General features: G+C 65.6%; 15 protein-coding genes. 7 read left to right on the plus strand and 8 right to left on the minus strand.

The window, feature by feature from the left end:
• Positions 1 to 56: 56 nt before the first annotated feature.
• The 3 genes from P1K32_RS00750 to P1K32_RS00760 form a co-directional block, all read right to left on the minus strand.
• Positions 57 to 1,181, minus strand: a complete 1,125-nt coding sequence (locus tag P1K32_RS00750; RefSeq protein ID WP_276250824.1) for a M24 family metallopeptidase — start codon at positions 1,179 to 1,181, stop codon at positions 57 to 59.
• Positions 1,182 to 1,243: 62 nt separating this feature from the next.
• Positions 1,244 to 2,407 (minus strand): Gfo/Idh/MocA family protein, encoded by a 1,164-nt coding sequence (locus tag P1K32_RS00755; RefSeq protein ID WP_276250825.1) that lies wholly within the window; start codon positions 2,405 to 2,407, stop codon positions 1,244 to 1,246.
• Positions 2,408 to 2,410: 3 nt separating this feature from the next.
• The gene (locus tag P1K32_RS00760) at positions 2,411 to 3,379 is read right to left on the minus strand and encodes a sugar phosphate isomerase/epimerase family protein (protein WP_276250826.1); all 969 of its coding nucleotides are present in this window, start codon (positions 3,377 to 3,379) and stop codon (positions 2,411 to 2,413) included.
• Between the two features lie 162 nt (positions 3,380 to 3,541).
• On the opposite strand from P1K32_RS00760, the gene P1K32_RS00765 reads away from it, so the two are divergent.
• The 4 genes from P1K32_RS00765 (at position 3,542) to gghA (ending at position 9,293) form a co-directional block, all read left to right on the plus strand.
• On the plus strand, positions 3,542 to 4,792 hold the full coding sequence (locus P1K32_RS00765) for a mandelate racemase/muconate lactonizing enzyme family protein (protein WP_276250827.1): 1,251 nt from the start codon (positions 3,542 to 3,544) through the stop codon (positions 4,790 to 4,792).
• Positions 4,793 to 4,932: 140 nt separating this feature from the next.
• Complete coding sequence (locus P1K32_RS00770; protein ID WP_276250828.1) at positions 4,933 to 6,513, plus strand: globin-coupled sensor protein; 1,581 nt, start codon at positions 4,933 to 4,935, stop codon at positions 6,511 to 6,513.
• Complete coding sequence (locus tag P1K32_RS00775; RefSeq protein ID WP_276250829.1) at positions 6,503 to 6,766, plus strand: MTH865 family protein; 264 nt, start codon at positions 6,503 to 6,505, stop codon at positions 6,764 to 6,766. Before P1K32_RS00770 ends, P1K32_RS00775 begins: the two co-directional genes overlap by 11 nt.
• Positions 6,767 to 6,911: 145 nt before the next feature.
• Entirely contained in the window at positions 6,912 to 9,293 is a 2,382-nt protein-coding gene (gghA, locus tag P1K32_RS00780) for a glucosylglycerol hydrolase (RefSeq protein ID WP_276250830.1), read from the plus strand.
• Here gghA and P1K32_RS00785 read toward each other — a convergent pair.
• Together P1K32_RS00785 and P1K32_RS00790 are read right to left on the minus strand one after the other, a co-directional pair.
• Positions 9,290 to 10,843, minus strand: a complete 1,554-nt coding sequence (locus P1K32_RS00785; RefSeq protein ID WP_276250831.1) for a class I adenylate-forming enzyme family protein — start codon at positions 10,841 to 10,843, stop codon at positions 9,290 to 9,292. The two genes, gghA and P1K32_RS00785, sit on opposite strands and share 4 nt — an antisense overlap.
• Complete coding sequence (locus tag P1K32_RS00790; RefSeq protein WP_276250832.1) at positions 10,836 to 11,636, minus strand: alpha/beta fold hydrolase; 801 nt, start codon at positions 11,634 to 11,636, stop codon at positions 10,836 to 10,838. Before P1K32_RS00790 ends, P1K32_RS00785 begins: the two co-directional genes overlap by 8 nt.
• Before the next feature lie 211 nt (positions 11,637 to 11,847).
• On the opposite strand from P1K32_RS00790, the gene ppc reads away from it, so the two are divergent.
• Together ppc and P1K32_RS00800 are read left to right on the plus strand one after the other, a co-directional pair.
• Entirely contained in the window at positions 11,848 to 14,544 is a 2,697-nt protein-coding gene (gene ppc, locus P1K32_RS00795; RefSeq protein ID WP_276250833.1) for a phosphoenolpyruvate carboxylase, read from the plus strand.
• Positions 14,545 to 14,618: 74 nt separating this feature from the next.
• Positions 14,619 to 15,071, plus strand: a complete 453-nt coding sequence (locus tag P1K32_RS00800) for a universal stress protein (protein WP_276250834.1) — start codon at positions 14,619 to 14,621, stop codon at positions 15,069 to 15,071.
• Positions 15,072 to 15,269: 198 nt separating this feature from the next.
• Here the strand turns inward: P1K32_RS00800 and P1K32_RS00805 are convergent, their stop codons facing one another.
• The 3 genes from P1K32_RS00805 to glpA are packed head-to-tail and all read right to left on the minus strand — an operon-like array spanning position 15,270 to position 19,631.
• Positions 15,270 to 16,640: an anaerobic glycerol-3-phosphate dehydrogenase subunit C gene (locus P1K32_RS00805; protein WP_276250835.1), complete on the minus strand. Its 1,371-nt coding sequence runs from the start codon at positions 16,638 to 16,640 to the stop codon at positions 15,270 to 15,272.
• Positions 16,637 to 17,911 carry a glycerol-3-phosphate dehydrogenase subunit GlpB gene (gene glpB / locus P1K32_RS00810; protein WP_276250836.1) on the minus strand — a complete coding sequence of 425 codons (1,275 nt, stop codon included), beginning with the start codon at positions 17,909 to 17,911 and terminating at the stop codon, positions 16,637 to 16,639. The genes P1K32_RS00805 and glpB overlap by 4 nt, the downstream gene beginning before the upstream one ends.
• Positions 17,901 to 19,631, minus strand: a complete 1,731-nt coding sequence (gene glpA / locus P1K32_RS00815) for an anaerobic glycerol-3-phosphate dehydrogenase subunit GlpA (RefSeq protein WP_276250837.1) — start codon at positions 19,629 to 19,631, stop codon at positions 17,901 to 17,903. The genes glpB and glpA overlap by 11 nt, the downstream gene beginning before the upstream one ends.
• Positions 19,632 to 20,703: 1,072 nt before the next feature.
• Here glpA and glpK point away from each other — a divergent pair.
• Positions 20,704 to 22,236 (plus strand): glycerol kinase GlpK, encoded by a 1,533-nt coding sequence (gene glpK, locus P1K32_RS00820; protein ID WP_276250838.1) that lies wholly within the window; start codon positions 20,704 to 20,706, stop codon positions 22,234 to 22,236.
• Position 22,237 lies beyond the last annotated feature (1 nt).

Consider the following 22,237-nt stretch of genomic DNA (forward strand, 5'->3'; position numbering starts at 1 on the left):
GTTCAAGACTAACAATGGGTGTTGTAAATAATCTGGACCGCGGGAGCCGACACCGGTTACCGCTCGAGGACGGTATGCCGCTCGACGGCGGTGTCGTAACCGACGGCCTCGACCCGCTCGGTCGGCCACTCGCCCGTTGCAGAGAGCAGTTCGATGCCGTCGGTCGTGACTAGATAGGTGTCCTCGCTCTTGGCACCCTGGACGGTCGGATTCCAGGCGTACCCCTGCGGGAGCACGACGCGCTCGTCGCTCTCTGGTGTCGCAATCCACTCCCGGCCCGCGTAGCCCGCCGCGCCGCCCTGGTGGTGGTTGCGCCACTCACCGTCCCAGCTGACGGCGTCGTAGGCCCGCTGGATGGCCCCGAACACGTCGCCGGCGGTGCCCCCGCCGCGGCCGACGGCCCGCGTCGCGGCCAGTGCGGTGGCTTCGACCCGCATCGCCGCCTCAGTCCGCTCGCGGAGCCAGTCGGGGGCGTCGAACGCTATCGTCCGGGTACAGCTGGTGTAGAGGCCGTCGCGCTCGGCGGTCACCGAGAGGAGCGCGTAGTCGCCCAGCGGCTCGCGTTTCGGCGTGTAGTGACGGTACCGCTGGGCTCGCTCAGCTCCGCCGACGAGGGCAACCGGCGAGTCGATGCCGGCCCCCGCGAGTTCCGCCCGGAGTGCCGACGCGACGACCCGTTCGGTAGCCGACCGATCGGCCCGCCGGGCGACCGTCTCGACCGCGGCCGCGACCTCGGCACTCAGCTCCCGGTAGCGCTCCTGCTGGCGCTCGGTCAAGGGCTGTCGGAGCGCCCACACGTCCAGAGTCTCGAAGCCCGGTACGTCGAAGTCAGCGGCGGCCGGCGAGGGGCTCGCGTCGGTGACGGCCGAGGGAAGGTCGCCATCGTACCAGGTGTAGGTCTCGACATCGACGCAGTCGGCGAGTTCCTCCTCGCGGAGCCGCTGCCCTTCGATACTGTCCGTGACGACCGTGACCCCCTCGCCGTCGTAGCCCGCCGCCGCGACGCCGACGTCTCCTCCCCGGTCGACGACGTTGTCGGCCGGGCGGCCGGCACTGTCGTCGGGGCCGCCCGCACAGTCAACCCCGCCGGTCAACCAGGCGAAGTTGTTCGGTCGCGCGAACCAGACGGCGGCGAGGCCACGGCGCTCCAGAAACGCGTCGAGTCGGGCGGTGAGTGTCATACCGGCCCAACGGGCGGCCGCCGATTAAAACCGCGCGGTGCGGACGGCGCGGGCCGACCGGTTCAGCGCACCGACACCCGCTCGCCGCGCTCGTCGCTGCGCTCGACGGCGTCGAGCACCCGCTGGACCGCCAGTCCGTCAGCGAAGCTCGGCTCGTAGGCCCCGCCCTCGGCGACCGCCGAGAGGAACTCGTAGTTCTCGTGGACGAAGGTGTGCTCCCAGCCGATGACGTGGCCCGGGGGCCACCAGTGGTCGACGTAGGGGTCGTCGGCGTCGGTGACCAGAATCGTCTCGTACCCCCGCGAGTCCTCGCGGAGCAGTTCCAGTTCGTTCAGTCGCTCCAGCGAGAACCGCAGGCTCCCCTTCGAGCCCTCAATCTCGATGGTGTGGTCGTTCTTGCGGCCGTTGGCGAACCGGGAGGCCTCCAGCGTGCCCATCACGCCGTTCTCGAAGTCGACCTGTGCGCTGTAGGCGTCGTCGACGGTGACGGGGCGAGTCTCCTCCTCGCTCTCGGCGGCTTCGCCGCCTTCGTTTTCCCGAGACTCCTCCGGAGTCTCGCTACCCTCTACTGGCCGCTCATCGACGAACGTCCGGAGGTGGCCGGACACCTCGGCGATGTCGCCAACGAGGAACCGCGCGAGGTCGATAGTGTGGGCGCCGAGGTCGCCAAGCGCTCCGCTGCCGGCCATCTCGGCGTCGTTACGCCACGACCACGGCGCTTCGGGGTCGACGAGCCAGTCCTGGAGGTAGCGCCCGCGGAAGTGGTGTAGCTCCCCGAGTTCGCCCGCCTCGATGAGGTTCTTCGCGTACTGGATGGCCGGGACGAACCGGTAGTTGAACGCGACGCCCGCGGGGACGGACGCGTCGCTGGCCGCGTCGGCCATCGCCTGGGCGTCGTCGAGTGTCGGCGCGAGCGGTTTCTCGCAGAACGTCGGCGTGCCGGCTTCGAGCGCCGCAATAGAGGGCTCGGCGTGGACGTGGTTCGGCCCGAGGTTGTAGAAGACGTCCACCTCGTCGACGACGTCGCGCCAGTCGGTCGCGGTGCGAGCAAAGCCCAGCCGGTCGGCCGCATCGGCCAGCGCGTCCTCGTCCCGACCGACGACGACCTCGCGGTTCACTTCGGGTGCGTCCTCGAAGAACATCGGGAGCCGCGCGAAGGCGTTCGCGTGGGCTTTGCCCATGAAGCGATACCCCAAGACGCCGATGTCGAGTGGTGTGTCTGTCATGGATTACTCCGCCCAGTAGGCGTCACCCGGCTCCGTCTCGAAGACGGCGCGGTCCAGGACGTCCACGGCCTTCTCCAGGCCCTCGCGGGCGCTGGTCAGGGAGTCCTCGTGCTCGATGGAGAGGGCGCCGTCGTAGCCGACCATCCGCAGGGTGGAGACGACGTCCTTCCAGTGGCCCTCGCCGTGGCCGTAGCCGATGGAGCGAAAGAGCCACGACCGGTCGGGCTCGTGGGTGTAGGGCGTCGTATCGAGGACGCCCTTCTCGCGGGCCCGGTCCTCGTACACCTTGGTGTCCTTGGCGTGGAAGTGGTGGATGGCACCGTGTTCGCCGAGCAGCCTGATGGCCGCGGTCACGTCGATGCCCTGCCAGTACAGGTGGGAGGGGTCGAAGTTCGCGCCGACGTACTCGTTGGTGGCGTCGCGCAGTTCCAGCATCCCGTGGGGCTCGTAGACGAGCATGTTCGGGTGCATCTCGATGGCTACGTCGACGCCGTGGTCGGCGGCGTGCTCGGCCAGCTCGCGCCAGTACTCGGTGGCGACCTCCCACTGATACTCGTGGGCGTCGGCGTGTTCCTGGGGCCAGGGCGCGGTGACCCAGTTGGGCACCTCGTCGTTCGGACCGCCGGCGGGCAGCCCCGAGAAGCACGTGACGGTGTTCACGTCCAGCTGGTCGGCCAGCGTGATGGCCTCCCGAAGCTCGGTGTCGGCCGTCTCTGCCCGTTCGTCGTCGGGGTGGAGCGGGTTGTTGTGCGTCGCGAGCGCGCTCACTCGCAGGTTGTACTCGTCGAGCAGGTCGTGCAGCTCCGCCTGTGCGGCCTCGTCGTCGAGCAGTTCCCCGCGGTCGAGGTGGTCCGACCCCGGGTAGCCGCCACAGCCGATTTCGACAGCGTCGACGCCGATGCCGTCGAGGTACGAGAGTGTGTCCTCGAGGGACTGGTCACCGAGGGGGACTGTCAGCACACCGATATCCATACACGGAGGTACAACAGGTGCTGTGATAAATTTCCGGGCGGGGGCAGGGACCGCCGCCTGCTGACGGGTGTAACGGGTGGTCGACAGCTCGGAATTCGGGCGAATCACGGCTACAGGTCGCATTCCTCTAGGTTTTTGTGATGGGGCAAGCAAGCCACTCGCATGGGAAAAGCGAACGATATCGACTACGCCGACCTTCACGACCCCAACGCGGAGTACACGATGCGCGAGCTGTCCGCGGAGACGATGGGGGTCACGGCAAAGCGAGGCGGCGGTCGGGACGTGGAGATAACCGACGTCCAGACGACGATGGTCGACGGGAACTTCCCGTGGACGCTGGTCCGCATCTACACCGACGCCGGTATCGTCGGCACCGGCGAGGCCTACTGGGGCGCGGGCGTCCCCGAACTCATCGAGCGGATGAAGCCCTTCGTCATCGGCGAGAACCCACTCGATATCGACCGGCTCTACGAACACCTCGTCCAGAAGATGTCGGGCGAGGGGAGCGTCGAGGGCGTCACTGTCACCGCCATCTCGGGTATCGAAATCGCGCTGCACGACCTCGCCGGCAAGATTCTGGAGGTGCCCGCCTACCAGCTGCTGGGCGGGAAGTACCGCGACGAGATGCGGGTCTACTGTGACTGTCACACCGAGGAGGAGGCCGATCCCGACGCCTGTGCTGCCGAAGCCCGTCGGGTCGTCGACGAACTGGGCTACGACGCGCTGAAGTTCGACCTCGACGTCCCGAGCGGACTGGAGAAAGACCGCGCGAACCGCCACCTCCGCCCGGGCGAGATCCGCCACAAGGCCGAAATCGTCGAGAAAGTCACCGAGGAAGTCAAAGACGAGGCCGACGTGGCCTTCGACTGCCACTGGACCTTCTCCGGTGGCTCCGCGAAGCGACTGGCCGAGGCCATCGAGGACTACGACGTCTGGTGGCTGGAAGACCCCGTCCCGCCGGAGAACCTCGAGGTCCAGGAGGAAGTCACCAAGTCCACGACGACGCCTATCACGGTGGGCGAGAACCGCTACCGCGTGACCGAAGAGCGCCGACTCATCGAGAACCAGGCCGTCGACATGGTCGCGCCCGACCTCCCGAAGGTCGGCGGGATGCGCGAGACTCGCAAAATCGCCGACGTGGCGAACCAGTACTACGTCCCGGTCGCGATGCACAACGTCGCCTCGCCGGTCGCGACGATGGCCAGCGCACAGGTCGGCGCCGCCGTGCCGAACTCCGTGGCCGTCGAGTACCACTCCTACGAACTGGGCTGGTGGTCGGACCTGGTCGAGGAGACCGTGATCGAGGACGGCTACATCGAGATTCCCGAGGAACCGGGCCTGGGCGTCACCCTCGATATGGACGCCGTCGAAGAACACATGGTCGACGGGGATACCCTCTTCGACGAAGACTGAACGGTCCAGATCCGGTCAGTCAGCGCCCCGGAAATCCCTGTTACTGCCGTGCTACGTTGTCCTCTCGCGCTCAGTTGAGCGTATCACATACGATAACCAACCAGTTATCTTCTTATAATATGATAGTTGAGGGTTAAGAGATGTCTCACCCCTCGCAAGCGCCTGGCGGCCAACTACGCATTACTGCGACGGAGCGGGCCACTGTCGATGGCTCGTCGCTCACGGAGCGTATCGGTCTCGACCGTCAGGAGATTCAGTGGCGAAAGGATTTCACCGGGTTCGACGGGCGTGACACCGCTCGGTTGACCGACCTTGAGGGACAGATTACGGCCCGGAAAGCGGGAATCGTCGACGAGTTCTACGACCACCTCGAAACGTTCGACGAGACCGTCGAGATATTCGGCCGCTCCTCGAAGTCCGTCGACCAGCTCAAACAATCTCAGGCGAGGTATCTGGCCGACCTCGTCGGCGGGGACTACGACAAGCAGTACTTCGAGAACCGGGCCAGAATCGGGAAGATACACGACATGCTCGAACTGGGTCCGAAGATCTATCTCGGAGCGTACAGCATCTACTTCGAGCATTTCCTCACAGCTATCACCGATAATTTACTCGACGAGGTCGACGCAGACGAGGCGGTCCTCGATGAGTTCGCCGAGAGGGCGCTGTCCGTGTTCAAACTCATCAACCTGGACCAGCAGGTCGCGATGGACACGTACATCGACTCCTACAGCCAGCGACTGGAGGACGCCATCGAGAAACAGGAACAGCTCATGGCACAGGTCCAGCAGGGGCTCCAGGAGCCCGTCGAGGAACTGAGCGACTCCGCGAGCGACGTCGACCAGACCAGCCAGCGGATGAGTGCCCAGGCGGACGAACAGGCGTCGTCCATGGGCGAGGTCGCCGGCGAGGTGGCCGATATGAGTGCGACGATAGAGGAGATCGCCTCGACGGCCGAGGAGGTGGCCAGCACGAGCACTACGGCCGAGGACCTCGCGGCCGACGGTCAGGAGGCCGCCGAGGAGGCCGCGGACGTGATGAGCGAGGTGGACCACGCCGTCGACGACGCATCGGAGAGTATCGGCGGCCTACAGGAGAAGGCCGACGACATCGGGGATATCGTGGATATCATCGACAGAATAGCCGACCAGACGAACATCCTCGCACTCAACGCATCCATCGAGGCGGCCCGAGCGGGTGAAGCGGGAGACGGCTTTGCCGTCGTCGCCGACGAGATAAAGTCACTCGCCGGCGATTCACAGTCACACGCGAACCGTATCGAGGCGACTATCGCCGAGATGCAGGCGGAGACGACGGAGACGGTTTCTGACCTCCAGACGGTGACAGACCGGGTCGACGAGGGCGTCGAGGAGGTCCAGACCGCGATGACCAAACTCGAGCACATCGTCTCGGCTATCAACGAGACCGCCCAGGGCATCAAAGAGGTCTCGAGCGCGACCGACGACCAGGCTGCCTCGACCGAAGAGGTCGCGAGCATGGTCGACGAGGTGACCAAGAGCCTCGACGAGATGGCCACCGACATCGAGTCCCTGGCCGAGACCAACGAGCGACAGACAGCGAAGGTCGAGTCGATCGCCGCGACGGCCAGGCAGCTCGACACCGACGAGGCGTCGACCGGGGGAAGCGCCAACCCTACCGGACAGCCCGGTACCGACGGCGCAGCGAGCGGGCCGGACCGCCTGGAGCCAGATGACTTCTGACTCGACGGAGGCCTGCCTCCGGGAGCAGTTCGCGACCACGTTCGGACAGGCTACGTTCCCCCTCCGGGATCCGTTCGAACTGCTGCCGCTGCTACCCGACGGGCCGGCGACCGAGTTCGAGGCCGGCTCCGTCGTCGTTCCCGCTATCGACCTCGGGATGGTCTACGGGACATACCAGACCTATCCGTACGACTCGGTGGACGCGCTCGTGGACGACCTGATACACGGACTCAAGCAGGAAGGGGTTCTGTAACGCCGGGCTCGACAGTCGTGATGGCGATCTAGGCCGCTATTTTACTGGTTTACAACTCCCGTTGTGGTTCTTTGAAAACCTCTTTACCGCAGTGTGCCCTGGTAGCTGGTATACGAGGGACCGGAGAGTCCGGTCAAGATACCGTATGCCAACGTACACAACGCTCTCAGAGGAGGTCGAAGGGCTAGTCCAGTTCCAGCGGGAGACGCTTGAGGCGCACGACGACCGCTTCGAGGCCGCGAATGTACTGACGACGCGTCTCGGTGCCCACTGGCGTGACGGCCACGCCGAGTTCGGCTTCTGGACGCCCCAGCTCGTGGGGGAGGTCCCAGCGTCGGCGGTCCGTCTGGAACTGCTGACACCGACCGAGGACGTAGATTTGGCCACAGACGAGGAGACGGTCGAGTTCGACCGGCAGTTCGTCGAGACCCGCCGCGAGGGCGAGTTCACGTGGGCCGCCGTCGAGGGGGTCCGGCCGGGGACTCGCGACCAGCTGGGAACCCTCTATCGGCTCGGCTACACCGTCGGGGGCGAGCGCGAGACGATTACGGACCCCTTCGCGGACTCGCTGCCCTTCGGCGCGTACGGGCCGCCGGAGCTCTACGACATGAGCCGACTTGACGAGGAGCGCGAGGACCGCGAGTACTTCCAGCGCCTCGAACGGGACGGCGTCGAGCCGGCCGCGAGCGAGGACGACGGGCTCCCCAGGTTCGAGCCGGCGACGAGCATGCTGGAGATTCACCCCGGCACCGCGACCGAGTCGGGAACCCTGGCGGGACTCACCCGCCAGTTCGAGCGTATCGGGGAGAAGCAAGCCGCCGGGGAGGCGCTTTCACCCGCCGAGCGGAACGTCGTCGGGTACGACGCGGTCCAGCTGATGCCGCTTGCCCCCATCACCCAGAACGAGGACGAACTGGGCTACTGGCTCCCGCAGACAATCGAGGACGGGAGCCTCCAGGCGACGGTCCGCCGACCGGACATGGTCAACTGGGGGTACGACATCGTCATCTCCGGGTTCGGGACCGTGAATCCGGCCATCCTCGAGACGCGCCGCCCCGACGAGCTGGTGGATTTCATCGCGACCATGCACACGCTGCCCGAGTCGGTGAAAGTGGTCTTCGACATCGCGCTTGGCCACGCCGACAACGGGGCCCTGCCGCTGCTGAACGACGAGTGGCTCGCCGGGCCCGGGATGTATGGTCAGGAACTGGACTACACCCAGCCCGTCGTCCGTGCGGGGCTGCTGGAACTCCAGCGTCGGAAGATGGACTTCGGGGCGGACGGCATCCGCGTCGACGGCGCCCAGGACTTCACCAACTGGGACCCCGAGGCCGAGGAAGAGTGGCACGACGACGAGTTTCTGGCGGAGATGGACCGAGTCACCCAGGAGGTCGCCGGCGTCGAGTACCGCCCGTGGATGATTTTCGAGGACGGTCGCCCCTGGCCGCGTTCGGACTGGGAACTGGCCTCCACCTACCGGACGCTCATCGACCAGCATCCCCACGCCTACCAGTGGGGGCCGGTCACCTTCGCCCACAACACCCCCGCACTCCAGACGTTCTGGGCGACAAAGTGGTGGCGAGTCCGGGAGGTCGCCGACATGGGCGAGAACTGGATTTCCGGCGTCGCCAACCACGACACCATCCGCCGGGGCACCCAGCTCGAACCGGAGCCGCCTTTCAGCCAGCCCCAGATAAATCGCTATCTGGGCGATAGCGAACCGGAGAAGCTCGACCGCGCGTACAACAACCCGGCCTCGACGGTCCTCTTTCACGGGTTCTTGCCGGGCTGTCCCATGGACTTCACCCACGCCAATATGCGGGCCCCCTGGGGGTTCATGCGGGACACCGACGCGGTCTGGAATCTGAAGGTCCTCGCCGAGGAGGAGAACTTCCCCGAGTGGCAGATTCGACCCGAGCAGTTCCGCGACGACGCCCACTTCCAGCGGCTCAAAGAGTGGGGCTTTTCGGGACGTGACGAGCTGAGCGAGTTCTGCTCCCTGCTCGCCCGGGCCGTCGAGATGACCGACTACGACAAGGACGACGTCACGACGCTGCTGAACACCATGGGAACGCCAATCGGCGACGAGTTGACCGTCTCGGAGCTCGAGGCGCTCGGCCGTGACTGGATGCGCGACGTGGGCGAGTTCGCGAACCTCACTCACTGGCACGACCAGCAGAACGACGAGCGCACCGCGTTCGACCTCGACGTCCGGCAGTTCCGCCACGACCACGACTGGGTGGTCGGTGACCTGGGCGAGGACGACACGTTGGAGTACGTCTACCCGACCGACGGCACCGTCCTCTACTACGGCCACAGAACGGCGCCCGACGACAGCGAGGCGCTGCTGTTCGTCGCCAACATGGAGGGGGTCGCCGAGACCGTGACGCCGACGGCGCTGGCCGGTGTCGACGGCGATGGCTGGGAGCTCGCGCTCGCCTCGCCGGGGCTCGACGTCGACGCGGCCGACGAGCCAGTCGAACTGACCGACAGCGACGTCGCGCTGTTCGTCCGGTCGCTGGACTAGCCCTCGCCGAACCGCTCTCTGATGGCCTGCCGGTCGACTTTCTCCGGGCCAGCGGTTGGCATCTCGTCGACGAAGGCGACGTCGTTCGGAATCTTGTACCGCGCAAGCCGGCCCTCACAGTACGCCTCGATATCGGCGAGCGTGAGCGAGTCGTCGCCCTCGACGACGGCCCGACCGACCTCGCCCCACTGGTCGTCGGCGACCGGCACGACGACCACCTCCTCGATGCGGTCGTGGGCCGAGAGCACCGATTCGACCTCCGCCGGGTAGACGTTCTCGCCGCCGCTGACGAACATGTCCTTCTTGCGGCCCTCGATGCGGTAGTACCCCTCGGCGTCGACGCTCGCGAGGTCGCCCGTTGACACCCACCCACCGCCGAACGTCGCCTCGCTCTCGGTCTCGTTCTCGAGATAGCCCGACGCGGCGTGTGGCGAACGCAACTGGAGTTCCCCGACAGCGCCGGTCTCGACGGGCTCGCCGTCCTCGACGACGCGGGCGTCGACGTGCATCGCGGGTTTCCCGACCGTCTGGGCTTTCTCGCGTGGCCAGCCGTCAGGCATCGCGAAGTTGTTGGGCCCACATTCCGTGAGGCCGTACCCCTGTGAGAGGTCGATACCACGAGCCCACCAGGCTTCCATAACTGACTGGCGGCAGGGGCCACCGCCGGACTTGACGACCCGAAGCGTCGAGACGGTGGTGTCGTCCCAGTCGTCGTGGTCGGTGAGCAGCCGCAAGACTGCGGGGACCGCGACCAGCACCGTCGCCCCCGCACGTTCGACGGTCGCGAGTAACTGCCCGGGGTCGAGCTCGCGGGCCAGCACGACGGTGCCGCCCATGTGCCAGACGGGGAGCGTCACGACGTTCCAGCCGCCGGTGTGGAACATGGGGAAGGTTAGCGGCGTCACGTCGTCGTCCCGCAGCCCCCACGACGCGACGGTGTTCAGGGAGTTCCAGACGAGTGCCCGGTGGCTGAGGACTGTCTCTTTGGGGGTCCCGGTGGAGCCGCCGGTGTGCAACAGCAGATGCGTGTCGTCGGGTGCGAGCGTCGGTGACTCGATGGGGGTGTCGTCGTCGGGTAGCTCGGTAGTGTACGTGGGGGTATCCGCGAGGACGCCTTCCTCCCCGTCGGCCGCGGCGGCCAGGACCGTCGGTGCTGTCTCCGCGTCGGCCAGCGCCGCTCGCGTCTCGTCCAGAAACGGCGCCTCCACTACCAGCAGGGCCGGGTCGACCCGGTCGAGGAGCTCGGCGAGCTCGGGCGGTGCGAGACGGTGCGAGAGCGGCGCGAGGACGCTCCCGGTCTTGGCGGTCGCCAGGAACAGGTCGACCTGTTCCGGACGGTTGCGCGAGACGACGGCGACCCGGTCGCCGCGCTCGACGCCGTGGCTCCGGAGCAGGCGACTCGCCCGGTTCGCTCGGCGGTCAAGTGTCGCGTAGGTGTACCGCTCGCCGGTGCTCGCGTCGACCAGCCCCACCCGGTCGGGCGTCAGTTGCGCTCGCTTCTCGCTCCAGGCACCGACCCAGGCCTGCGGGCCGTGTATAAACTCAGACATCAGTGAGGAATCCCCGGAGCGCGTCGTTGACCGCGTCTGCGCGTTCGATGAAACAGAGGTGGGGCGCGCCGTCGAGTTCGCGGTACTCGACGTCTCCCAGCGCGTCGGCGAGCAAGCGCCCGTTCTCGACCGGGACGACCCCGTCTGCCGTCCCGTGAACGACGAGCGCCGGCACGTCTATCTCGCCCAGGCGGTCGTGGACGTCGAAGCTCTCGACAGCCTCGGCCTGCCAGGCAAGCGCCCGGTCGCTCGCGTCGCTCTCGATTCGCCAGTCGATGATTCGCTCGATAAGGTCGTCGTTGGCTTCCATGTACGATGCCGTCATCGCGGGGGTCATCTTGTACCGGCGCCGCTCGCGCTCGTCGTATTCCTCGGGCACGTCGAAGATGCGTTCCTGTGTCTCTTCGGGCGTCGGGATCGCCTCGGGCCCGCCCGGGGTCGTACACAGCAGCGCCAGTGAGTCCGCCCGCCCGTGGTCTAGCGCGAACTGCTGGGCTATCATCCCGCCCATGCTGGCCCCGACGACGTGGGCCGATTCGACGCCGGCGTCGTCTATGACGGCTGCGAGGTCCCCGGCCATCTCCCCGATGCTGTAGGGGCCCTCGGGCGTCTCGGAGTCGCCGGTGCCGCGGTTGTCCCAGCGGATAGTGTCGTACTCGGCCAGGCCCCGCTGTTGCCAGCGCCACATCCAGCGGCCGTAGCCCAGGCCCTCGACGAACACGACTGTCTCGGCCTCGGGCGGCCCGTCGCGTTCGTACGACAGTCGGACGCCGTCGTTGGTCGCAGTCGGCATGGGCCCGACTACGTGACCGGCCCGTTTCAATGTGTGTCGGCGCGCGCTGGCCGGCCGACCTGGGTAGTCTGTCACAAACTCACTCGCGGCCGAAAATTCAACCCCACAGACAGGTTCAGAATAGGTTCTATCACGAACGAACACGGGGAACAGCGACGCAGTACCTCCCTGATTCAATAATGTTTTAGGTATCGGATTTGGAGAGACTGGTATGACTTTGCACGCCAGAGAGATAAACCAAGACGTGCGGGAGCTTGGTGAGCTCTTGGGCGACGTTCTCGAGGCGCAATCGTCGACCGAAGCGTTCGAAATCGTCGAACGCACACGAGTTTCCTCTATCGAGTACCGGCGTGGCGACGCCGAGACCCGGGAGGAGGTCGGTCGCACCCTCGACCGTCTCAACCCCGAGATGCAGGACATCGTGGCCCGGGCCTTCACGACCTACTTCGAACTCATCAACCTCGCGGAGGAGCGCGAGCGAGTCCGGGAGACCCGCGAGGGGAGCCAGGAGGGAATCCTCGCCGACAGCGTCGAGGAGGCAGTCCACGAGCTCGCCGACCGCGGCGCCGACGCCGAGGAACTGGAGTCGGTCCTCGACGACGTGCTCATCCAGCCGACCTTTACCGCCCACCCGACGGAAGCCCGCCGCAAGACTGTCAAGGCGAAGCTCCGGTCGGTCGCCCGGGACTTGGAGATGCTCGACGAGCGCCGCCTCACCGACCGCGAGGAAGCCCGCGTCGAGCGTGACCTCGCCGCAGAGGTCACGAGCCTCTGGCAGACCCCGCAAGTGCGGGACCGCCGGCCCGAGGTGACCGACGAGGCTCTGAACGTCCAGTGGTACCTCGAGAACGTCCTCTTCGAGGTCATCGACGAGGTGTACGACGGGCTGGAACGCGCCATCGACGAGCGCTACGACGAGGATATCGACGTCCCCAAGCTCTACGAGTTCCGCTCGTGGGCCGGCTCGGACCGCGACGGCAACCCCTTCGTCACGCCCGAGGTGACCGAGGAGACCCTGGAGCGCCAGCGCGACACCATCCTCCCGCTGTACCGCAACAAGCTCAAGGAGCTCTCCGGCGTGCTCAGCCAGGACGCCTCGAACATCACGACCGACGACACCTTCGACGAGCGCCTCTCCGAACACAAGGAGCGGCTCCCCGGTGTCGCGAGCGAGGCCGAGGAGCGTTACCCCGACGAGCCCTACCGGCAGAAGCTCAAGCTGATGCGCGAGTCCGTCCTCCGGGTCAGCGACGTGCGCCAGGGCGGCTACGAGGGGCCGGAGGACCTGTTGAAGGACCTGCGGGCCATCGCCGCCAGCCTGCGTGACAATAACGCCGAAGTGGTCGCCGAGTCCCACGTCGACCCACTGATTCGGAAGGTCGACACGTTCGGCTTCGCACTGGCCTCGCTCGACCTCCGAGACCACCGCAAGATGCACACGGACGCCATCGCCGAGGCGGTCGAACGCCAGGGCATCGACTACGCGGGGATGGACGAGGACGAACGCGTCGAGTTCCTCACCGAGGCCATAACGCAGGACGGCCCGGTCATCGACATGGAGGACACGACGGGACTCTCGGACGACGCGGCACGCGTGCTCCGTCGGTTCCGCAAGACCGCAGACTGGCAAAACGAGTTCGGCGTCGACGCCATCGACACCTACGCCATCTCCTGGTGTGAGGAGCCGAGCCACGTGCTTGAAGTACTCTTCCTCGCCGATCAGGTCGGCATCGTCGACCTGCCGGGCTACTGTGGGCTGGACATCGTCCCGCTGCTCGAGTCCGAATACGCCCTCTCGGGCGCCCGGCGCATCATGGGGACGCTGTTCGAGAACGAGGCCTACGAGATGGCCCTCGAAGCCCGCAACGGCGTCCAGGAGATCATGCTCGGGTACTCGGACTCCAACAAGGAGAACGGGTTCCTGGCCGCGAACTGGTCGCTGTACAACAACCAGAAGCGCCTCGCCGACATCACCTCAGACTTCGACGTCGAGATGCGCCTGTTCCACGGTCGCGGCGGCTCCATCTCCCGTGGGGGCGGCCCGATGAACGACGCGATGCTGGCCCTGCCAAACGAGACGGTCACCGGCCAGATCAAGTTCACCGAACAGGGCGAGGCCATCGCCGAGAAGTACGCCAACCACGACATCGCTGAGCGTAACTTAGAACAGATGCTCAACGCCCAGGTACGGGCCCGCCACAACGCGATGGAAGACCCCGTCGAGGAGATTCCAGAGGCCTGGCGCGAGGCCATGGAGAAGTCGGCCCCGGCGGCCCGGGAAGAGTACCAGGACCTCCTCCAGACCGACGGCTTCGTCGACTACTTCGAGCAGGCCACGCCCATCACGGTCATCGAGAACCTCAACATGGGCTCGCGGCCGGCCTCCCGCAGCGAGGACCGTAGCGTCGAGGACCTCCGGGCCATCCCGTGGGTGTTCTCCTGGACCCAGGCCCGCTGTATCATCCCCGGCTGGTACTCCATCGCCACCGGGCTGAACGCCTACCTCGAGGACGGCGGCGACATCGAGACGCTCCAGGAGATGTACGAGGAGTGGCCGTTCTTCCAGACGAAAGTCGACAACGCCTCGCTCGCGCTCGCCCGGACCGATTTCGACATCGCCGAGGAGTACGCCGACCTCGCCGACGGCGACCTGCGAGAGCGTATCTTCCCGCGGCTCAAAGACGAGTACGACGAGACCGTCGACCTCGTCCTCGATATCACCCAGCGCGACAGCCTCCTCTCGCGAGAGTGGTTAGAGGAGAACCTCGAACGCCGCAACCCCTACGTCGACCCGCTGAACCTGCTGCAGGTCCGACTGCTCGCCCAGTCACACCTCACGGAGACCGAAAAGCGGACGCTGCGCCTGACGGTGCAGGGTATCGCGGCCGGGATGAAGAACACCGGATAACTCTCGTCGAAATTCTTTACAACGGCTGTTGTTTTTACCGAAGCATTTAGGCATCGGTAGGTAGCATACCTGATATGGCACTCGAAACGGTCCTTCTGGCGGTCGGGCCGAACGACGCGAACCGCATCGACGAACTGGCGCGTACGGTCATCGACATCGCCGGTCCGGCCGGGGCCGACGTCGTCGTCGCACACGTGTTCACAGACGACGAGTACGAGACGGCCGTCGAACGGCTCGAGTTCGAGGCCGTCGCCGAGGCGGACCCCGACGAGGTGGCCGAGCGCCACGCGACGGTCCGGGAGCTGCGCGAGTTGCTGGTCGAGGCCGACATCCCGACCAGCGTCCGCGGTTCCGTCGGGGACCACGGCGAGGAAATCGTCTCGATTGCCGGGATGACCCGGTCCGACCTCGTCGTCGTCGGCGGCCGCAAGCGCTCGCCGACAGGCAAGGCCGTCTTCGGCTCGGTCGCCCAAGAGGTCATGCTGGAGGCCCCCTGTCCCGTGACCTTCGTCCGCGGCGACGAGTAGCCGACCGGCCACCAAGACCCCCGGTGTCGCACAGGCGACACCGAGCTGTGTTCTCCCCTTTCGCACACGCTACTGAGAGCGCCGCAGCGGCAAATCGAGTGCAACCACTTGCGTGCGGTCCGCCCTGTCCGTTATTGAGTTGTGGCTGTGGCAGTCGCTGGGCCAGTGGTAAAGCGGCGAAAAGGGTCGGCCGAGCAGTTACTCGACGATCGCGGCTTCGAGCAGCTCCAGCGGGTGGCGAATCTCGTAGCCGGTACCGTGTTCCATCTGCATCGCGCAGGTCGGACACTCGGTCATGCCGACCTCTCCCTCGGCGTGTTCCATGTGTTCGAACATCTCCTCGCCGATGTCCATGGACTTCGCGTACTTCTCTTCTTTCCAGCCGTAGGTACCGGAAATACCGGAACAGGACTCGCCGACGTCCTCGATACCGGCACCCTCCAGGTCACGGAACAGCTCGACGGACTGGCGTTCCAGCCCCTGGTTGCGGGCGTGACACGGGGCGTGGTAGGCGAACTCCTCTGCCAGCTCGCCCGAGACCTGTGCCTCCTGGACGTCTTCCTTGACGTCCTCGTGGATGCGCAGGTACTCGACAGCCTCGAAGGTGTTCGAGGACACCTTCTCGATGCCGTCGATGTCGAAAAGCTCCGGGTACTCCTGGCGCAGCGCCATCGAACAGGAGGTACACGACGCGATGGCGTCGTACCCCTGGTCGACGAGGTCGGACATCGAGGAGACGTTGACCTCGGCATGGCGGCGGGCGTCCTTGAGCATCCCGTTTGCGAACATCGGCGTCCCGGAGCACTTCTGCTCGGGGGCGACGACTTCGTAGCCATAGTGCTCGTAGACGCGGACCATCGCCTTGGCGACGTCGACGGTGTTGTAGTTGGAGTAACAGCCGTGGAAGTACGCCACCTTCTTGTCGGCGTCGCGGTCAAGCCCCAGTTCCTCACGGCGCTGCTGGGCGTTCCGCCGGGAGGCGTCGGCGCCGCCGCGTTCGGCCCACCACTCGCGGAACGTCTGGGTGGCAAACTCCGGGAAGTCACGCTCTTTGGTGACGCCCATCGTCTTCTCCATGAGCCAGCGGGCCGGCCCGAAGTTCATGCCCCAGGTCGCGAGCCGGGGCACCTTGCTGGCGATTGAGGCCGACAGCCGGTAGTTCGAGAGGATGCGGTTGCGCCAGTACTCCAGATCCGTCTTGGACATCTGGTTCTCGACGTACTCCCCGCGGGCCGTGTTGTGCATCTGGCTGAGGGGCACGCCCGACGGACAGGCGTTGTCACAGCGCATGCAGTTCGAACACGACATCACCGAGTCGTCGATCTCGTAGTCGTCGTCGGTCTGTTTGAGCCGCCACTGCTCGGGGCCCTGGAACTTCGGTCCGGGGAAGTCGTCGTCGACCTCGGCGACCGGACAGTTGGTGTCACACACCGAGCACTTGAAACAGGAGTCGGCGCCGGGTCGCAGGTCGAAGTCGTTGCTGTCTGGGAAGACGTCGACGGGCTCGAAGTCCTCGCCCGTGTTCGGTTCAACTGGGTCGAAGTCTGTTGGGGATTGTGCGTCGCTCATCGTGCCTCCGCTGCTGCGTTCTCGCCCGCTACGTAGCCTGTTGCAATCGACACTCCGCTACCGGATTTCTCTGCGGCGAAGTCGTACCCACCCAGTACCGACCCCGCGGCCCGCAGGTTCTCGAACTCGACCGAATCTGAAGCCGTCAGCGGCCGCAGCGTCTCGTCGGTCTCGACGCCGAAGCTGGCGAAGGGGTGGTCACCGAAGGCGTCGCCGTCGAACCACTCGTAGCGGTCCTCGCCGTGCTCGATGTGGCAGTCGAAGATCGGCTCGTGGACGCTCTCGCGGTCTGACTCGATGCCCTTGCCGACGAGTCCGCCCGTCGCGAGGACGTACTGGTCGGCGCTGTTGGGAATCCGGGCGCCGTTTTTCTCGATGTACACCGTCTCGATGCGGTCGCCGTCGGCGTCGAAGTCGACGACCGGGTTGCCGGTCTCGAAGCTCGCGCCGGCCTCGTCGAGCGCCTCGAAGAGGCGGTCTTCCAGCCGGAGCCCCGGCAGCGACGGCGGGCCCATCGGGACCTCGAAGACGTCGGCGCCGATTTTCTCCTCCAGGGCCGCCCGCACCGCGTCCGTGTGGTCGTCGCCGAGGATGGCCGGGAAGCCGACCCGTTCCTCTTTCTCCCTGACGGTGTTGACCCGTTCGGCCAGCGCGTCGCGGGCGCCTTTTTTTCGGCCCCGCACCGCAACCTCGCCGTTGGTGTCGAGCAGTTTGGCGTACCGGGTTATCTTCGCGTCGGCCTGCAGGTCGCCCGGGAACCGGATCGTCTCGCCGCGGACGTCGAAGGGGACCCCCGCGGCTTCGAGGTGGGCGGCGGCGTGTGGCGCGTCGAAGTCGACCATCGATTCGAGCCCCACCAGCAACACGTCGCGGTCGTCGCTCGCCAACCCAGCAGCCGCGCCCGTCGGGTAGCGGGCCGTGGGTTTGACCGTGCCGCCGTGGGTCGGGACCAGGGCGTTGGTGTCGGTGTGGTCGCCCCGGTAGTCGGTCACGTCGTCGAACAGATCCATGGCCTCCCGGACCGTCTCGACGCCGACCGTCTGGTAGGGGTGAGCGTCGTGGAGGTCGCCCATGGCCGCGTAGGGGTCCGTCACCGGCCCCTCGCCGTCGGGTGTGTATCCGAGCAGGTCGACCAGCCCGGAGGCGTGGCGCAGCGAGCTCTGCTTGTAGGAGACCAGGCGTACGTCCGCGCCCTCGCGTGCGGCCTTTAGCGCACTCGTCAACCCGGCGAGGCCGCCACCGATGACCAGTACGTCGGAGTTAATTGCCATTCCGTGTCCCTCCGTCGGCAGCGACGTCTGCAGTCCCCGAGGCCTCGCCGGCGCTCACGCCGCTGTCGAAGGCGGCGAAGTCGACCGGCTCCCCGTCGGCCGGGTCGTTGTCGCGGTTCTGCGTGGTCGAGTGCAGGGCGTAGTTCAGCGCGGCCTGTGAGAGCTGTTCGCCCCACAGGGCGTGGCGTTGCCCCTTCCAGCGCTCCTGGAGCAGTTCATCCCACGCCTCACGGGCGATGGTCTCGTCGTACTCGCCGTGGAGCTCGCTGGCCAGCCGGCTACAGCAGAAGCCGCCCTGACAGTTCCCCATCGACGCGCGGGTCCGGATGCGGACCGCGTTGAGGTCCGACCCGGACTGTTCGATAGCGTCCTGCACCTCGGCACGGGTGACGCCTTCGCAGTGACAGACGGTCGGGTTGGGGTCGCTGGTCTTGAGCACGTCGTCGGCCCGAGAGCCCAGGCGCTCGACGCTCCGGCGCCCGATGGGCGACCGAAGGCCGAACTCGTCCATGTAATCGCGCAGTACAGAGAAGTCCTCGCTTCCCGGCAGCGGTTCGTCGGCGGTGCGACACTCGGCGTCGATGCCGAACTTCGCACAGACGTGGTCGGAGATTTCCTCGCCCATCATCCGGTAGGTGGTGAACTTCCCGCCGACGATTGAGGTCATCCCCTGCAGGTCGTCCCGTTCGTCGTGGTCGAGCAGGAAGTAGTCCCGGGTAATGTCCGTCGGGTCGTCGCTGCCCACGTCCGGGGGCTCGTACAGCGGGCGGACGCCCCAGAACGAGCGGATTGTTCGGGCCTCTTCGAGCATCGGTACGAGCTCTTTGAGGGTGTCTATCATCATGTCGACCTCCCAGCCCTCCTCGGGGTAGTCCTCCGGGTCCTCGACCTCTTCGTCGGTGGTCCCGAGGATGGCGGTGGTCTCGTGGGGCACGACGATGTCGGCGTCGCCCTTGGGCCGGCAGCGGTTGATGACCGTGTCGACCTGCCGGATGTTCATGATGGTCATCACGCCCTTCGAGGGGCGAACCGCGATGTCGACGCCGGCCATGTCGCCGATTCGTCCGGCCCACGCGCCCGTCGCGTTGACGACGTAGTCCGCGCGAATCTCCTCGGTGCCGCCCTCTTTGCCGTGGATGCGCTTGCCCTCGCCGGAGGCGTGTTCCACTTCCAGACCGACGACCTCGTCGTTCTCGATGATGAGGTCGGTCACCTTGGAGTGGGTCTCTATGCGTGCGCCGTGTTCCTCGGCGCTCGCGGCGTTGGCGACCACGAGCCGGAAGGGATCGATGGCCCCGTCAGGTACCGAAATCGCCTTGTCGACGTCCTTCGCGAGGTGGGGCTCCATGGCCCGGGCCTCCTCACCGGAGATGACCTCCGCGGGGATGCCACACTCCTTGCAGCCCTCGAGTTTCTTCTGGAAGTACTCCTCGTCGTCCTCGGGCCGTTTGACGAACAGGCCACCGGTCATCTCGACGCAGTGGCTCGCGATATCCCGGAGGACGCGGTTCTCCTCGATACACTCGGTCGCGCTGGCCTGGTCCGAGACCGCGTATCGACCACCGCTATGGAGGAGTCCGTGCATTCGGCCGGTCGTTCCATGTGTCAGGTTGCCTTGCTCGACCAGCGTGACATCCAGACCTCGCATAGCGAGGTCACGGGCGATGCCGATACCGGTCGAACCGCCGCCGATGACGGCGATGTGTGGTGTCTGTCCCATCTGTTATACCTCGGCTTTGGACCACATACACTTTATTTTACCGCTAAACAGGGGTCCGCCAGTAAATTTTATTGGTAATCATGAATGTTATGGTGGACCACGGGGACAACATCGCTGGGGCGGGAACTGCAAGTTCGTCCAGACAGGACGGTTCGCCGGACCACTCACGTCGACGCCTATTCGGTCACCCGGTGGGACCCCCGTGAGTAAAGAACCAATCGGGCACACTCGATACAGAGTACCACCAGTAAATAGAACAGTTGTTTATCGACGACCCCCGAGGCCCGGACTCGTAATCCTCGCTGGTCGGGCAGCGACTCGCACGTCCGTCGTGGCACCGATTCGTGTGCCGGCCGCCGGTGGTAATTCGAATTATTCTGCGCGCACGCGCGCTGTGATGTCCGCTGGAATCGACCAGCTCGTCCGCTATCGGAACCGGTGAGACTGTCGTACTGCCCGGTCCGAACAGTTGATTCGCGACATCGCGAAAGAGCGACTGGAGTCAGTCACGTCGTACTCGGCGCTTCGGACGGCTCTCTCGGTGGGAACGGCCAGCCACCGTGAGCCACATCGAGCTGGACGGTCACCGGAGCTGTCGCTCACGCGCGGGCCGGCCATGACTGGGAGAGCAGGGGCAGTACGTCCAGCAGAGGTGTTCAAAAATGGCGCCGTACACTGTACAATATAGAGCTCTCTTTGGGAAATCCCCCACAGTATACTCATGTTTATCGGAAGAACACGGTCTATCATATATTTTACTGGCCCTATGCCACTCACAGCGGTGTGAGGCAATTTTAACCGCAATACCTGCCGTTTCAGCCGTCTCGGCCACGTTCGAGCCCCCACCGTGCGTAGAGAAATAGTTCAATAGGCGGACAAAAGCCCGTAATAATCTCTGTTAGGGAGCTTCAAATCTCCCGAAATCGGTCGTAAGAAGACTTCATACACAGTTTTTACTATTTTTTACTACCTCTCCGACGGCAGCAGTAATCTTTATAATGATTCACTATATTGTTTACTCTCAAGGCGGGGTCTTGGATAAACAAGGTCCGCCCAACGGAGAACACACACAATGGCAGACACATACGTCGGTGCGATAGACCAGGGGACGACTGGGACCCGCTTTATGGTATTCGACCACAGCGGGCAGGTCGTCGCGAACGCATACGAGAAACACGAGCAGATTTATCCGGAGCCCGGCTGGGTCGAGCACGACCCGATGGAGATCTGGGAGAACACCAAGGACGTCGTGACCACCGGTCTCGACGAAGCCGACCTCGACGCCGAGCAGCTCGAGGCTATCGGGATTACCAACCAGCGTGAGACCACGATCGTGTGGGACAAGGAGACCGGCAAGCCGGTCCACAACGCGCTCGTCTGGCAGGACCGTCGGACGACGGACCGCGTCGAGGAGATTCAGGAAGAGGGCAAGGTCGAGTGGATCCGCGAGAAGACGGGTCTCGAATGTGACGCGTACTTCTCGGCGACGAAGACCGAGTGGATTCTCGACAACGCAGAGCCCCTGAAGATGGAAGCCTCCCGCGGCGAGGACGTTCGCAAGCGAGCCGAGCAGGGCGAACTCCTCATGGGGACCATCGACACGTGGGTCATCTACAACCTCACCGGCAACCACATCACCGACGTCTCGAACGCGTCGCGGACGATGCTGTACAACATCCGCGAGCTGGAGTGGGACGACGAGCTCCTCGAAGAGTTCAACGTCCCCAAGGAGATGGTTCCGGAAGTCCGACCGTCCTCGGACGAGAACACCTACGGTTCCACGGACGCCGACGGCTTCCTCGGCGCCGAAGTACCCGTCGCCGGCGCGCTGGGTGACCAGCAGGCCGCGATGTTCGGCCAGACCTGTTTCGACGAGGGTGACGCGAAGAACACCTACGGGACCGGTTCGTTCTACCTGATGAACACCGGCACCGACGCCGTCGAGTCCGACCACGGTCTGCTGACCACCATCGGCTTCCAGATGTCCGGTGAGCCGGTCCAGTACGCCCTCGAGGGTGCCATCTTCATTACCGGCGCCGCTATCGAGTGGCTCGAGGACGTCGACCTCATCAACAACGCCGCCCAGACCGCGGAACTGGCCCGCTCCGTGGACTCCACGGACGGCGTCTACATGGTCCCGGCCTTCACCGGCCTGGGCGCCCCGCACTGGGACGGCCGCGCCCGCGGTACCATCGTCGGCATGACGCGTGGTACCCGCAAAGAGCACATCGTGCGTGCCACCCTCGAATCCATCGCGTACCAGACCCGCGACGTTGCGGAAGCGATGGAAGCCGACTCCGGCGTCGACACCACGACCCTGCGTGTCGACGGTGGTGCAGTCAAGAACAACTTCCTCTGCCAGCTCCAGTCCGACATCATCCAGACGGACATCGCGCGACCCGAGGTCGACGAGACCACGGCGCTCGGTTCCGCCTACGCGGCCGGCCTCGCCGTCGGCTACTGGGACACCGTCGACGAGCTGCGCGACAACTGGCAGATCGACCGCGAGTTCAGCCCCGAGAAGAGCTCCGAAGAGGTCGACAAGCTCTACGACCGATGGGACGACGCAGTCGAGAAATCCCTCGACTGGGCACGGGAGGAATAAA

The organism is Haloarcula rara, from assembly GCF_029338235.1.
GTDB classification, from domain to species: Archaea; Halobacteriota; Halobacteria; order Halobacteriales; family Haloarculaceae; genus Haloarcula; species Haloarcula rara.

Coding starts and splice junctions, on each gene's coding strand:
- P1K32_RS00775 (WP_276250829.1), top strand. CDS start 6,503: ATGACTTCTGACTCGACGGAGGCCTGCCTCCGGGAGCAGTTCGCGACC.
- P1K32_RS00790 (WP_276250832.1), bottom strand. CDS start 11,636: ATGCCGACTGCGACCAACGACGGCGTCCGACTGTCGTACGAACGCGAC.
- P1K32_RS00785 (WP_276250831.1), bottom strand. CDS start 10,843: ATGTCTGAGTTTATACACGGCCCGCAGGCCTGGGTCGGTGCCTGGAGC.
- gghA (WP_276250830.1), top strand. CDS start 6,912: ATGCCAACGTACACAACGCTCTCAGAGGAGGTCGAAGGGCTAGTCCAG.
- P1K32_RS00750 (WP_276250824.1), bottom strand. CDS start 1,181: ATGACACTCACCGCCCGACTCGACGCGTTTCTGGAGCGCCGTGGCCTC.
- ppc (WP_276250833.1), top strand. CDS start 11,848: ATGACTTTGCACGCCAGAGAGATAAACCAAGACGTGCGGGAGCTTGGT.
- glpK (WP_276250838.1), top strand. CDS start 20,704: ATGGCAGACACATACGTCGGTGCGATAGACCAGGGGACGACTGGGACC.
- P1K32_RS00800 (WP_276250834.1), top strand. CDS start 14,619: ATGGCACTCGAAACGGTCCTTCTGGCGGTCGGGCCGAACGACGCGAAC.
- P1K32_RS00805 (WP_276250835.1), bottom strand. CDS start 16,640: ATGAGCGACGCACAATCCCCAACAGACTTCGACCCAGTTGAACCGAAC.
- P1K32_RS00755 (WP_276250825.1), bottom strand. CDS start 2,407: ATGACAGACACACCACTCGACATCGGCGTCTTGGGGTATCGCTTCATG.
- glpA (WP_276250837.1), bottom strand. CDS start 19,631: ATGGGACAGACACCACACATCGCCGTCATCGGCGGCGGTTCGACCGGT.
- P1K32_RS00770 (WP_276250828.1), top strand. CDS start 4,933: ATGTCTCACCCCTCGCAAGCGCCTGGCGGCCAACTACGCATTACTGCG.
- P1K32_RS00760 (WP_276250826.1), bottom strand. CDS start 3,379: ATGGATATCGGTGTGCTGACAGTCCCCCTCGGTGACCAGTCCCTCGAG.
- glpB (WP_276250836.1), bottom strand. CDS start 17,911: ATGGCAATTAACTCCGACGTACTGGTCATCGGTGGCGGCCTCGCCGGG.
- P1K32_RS00765 (WP_276250827.1), top strand. CDS start 3,542: ATGGGAAAAGCGAACGATATCGACTACGCCGACCTTCACGACCCCAAC.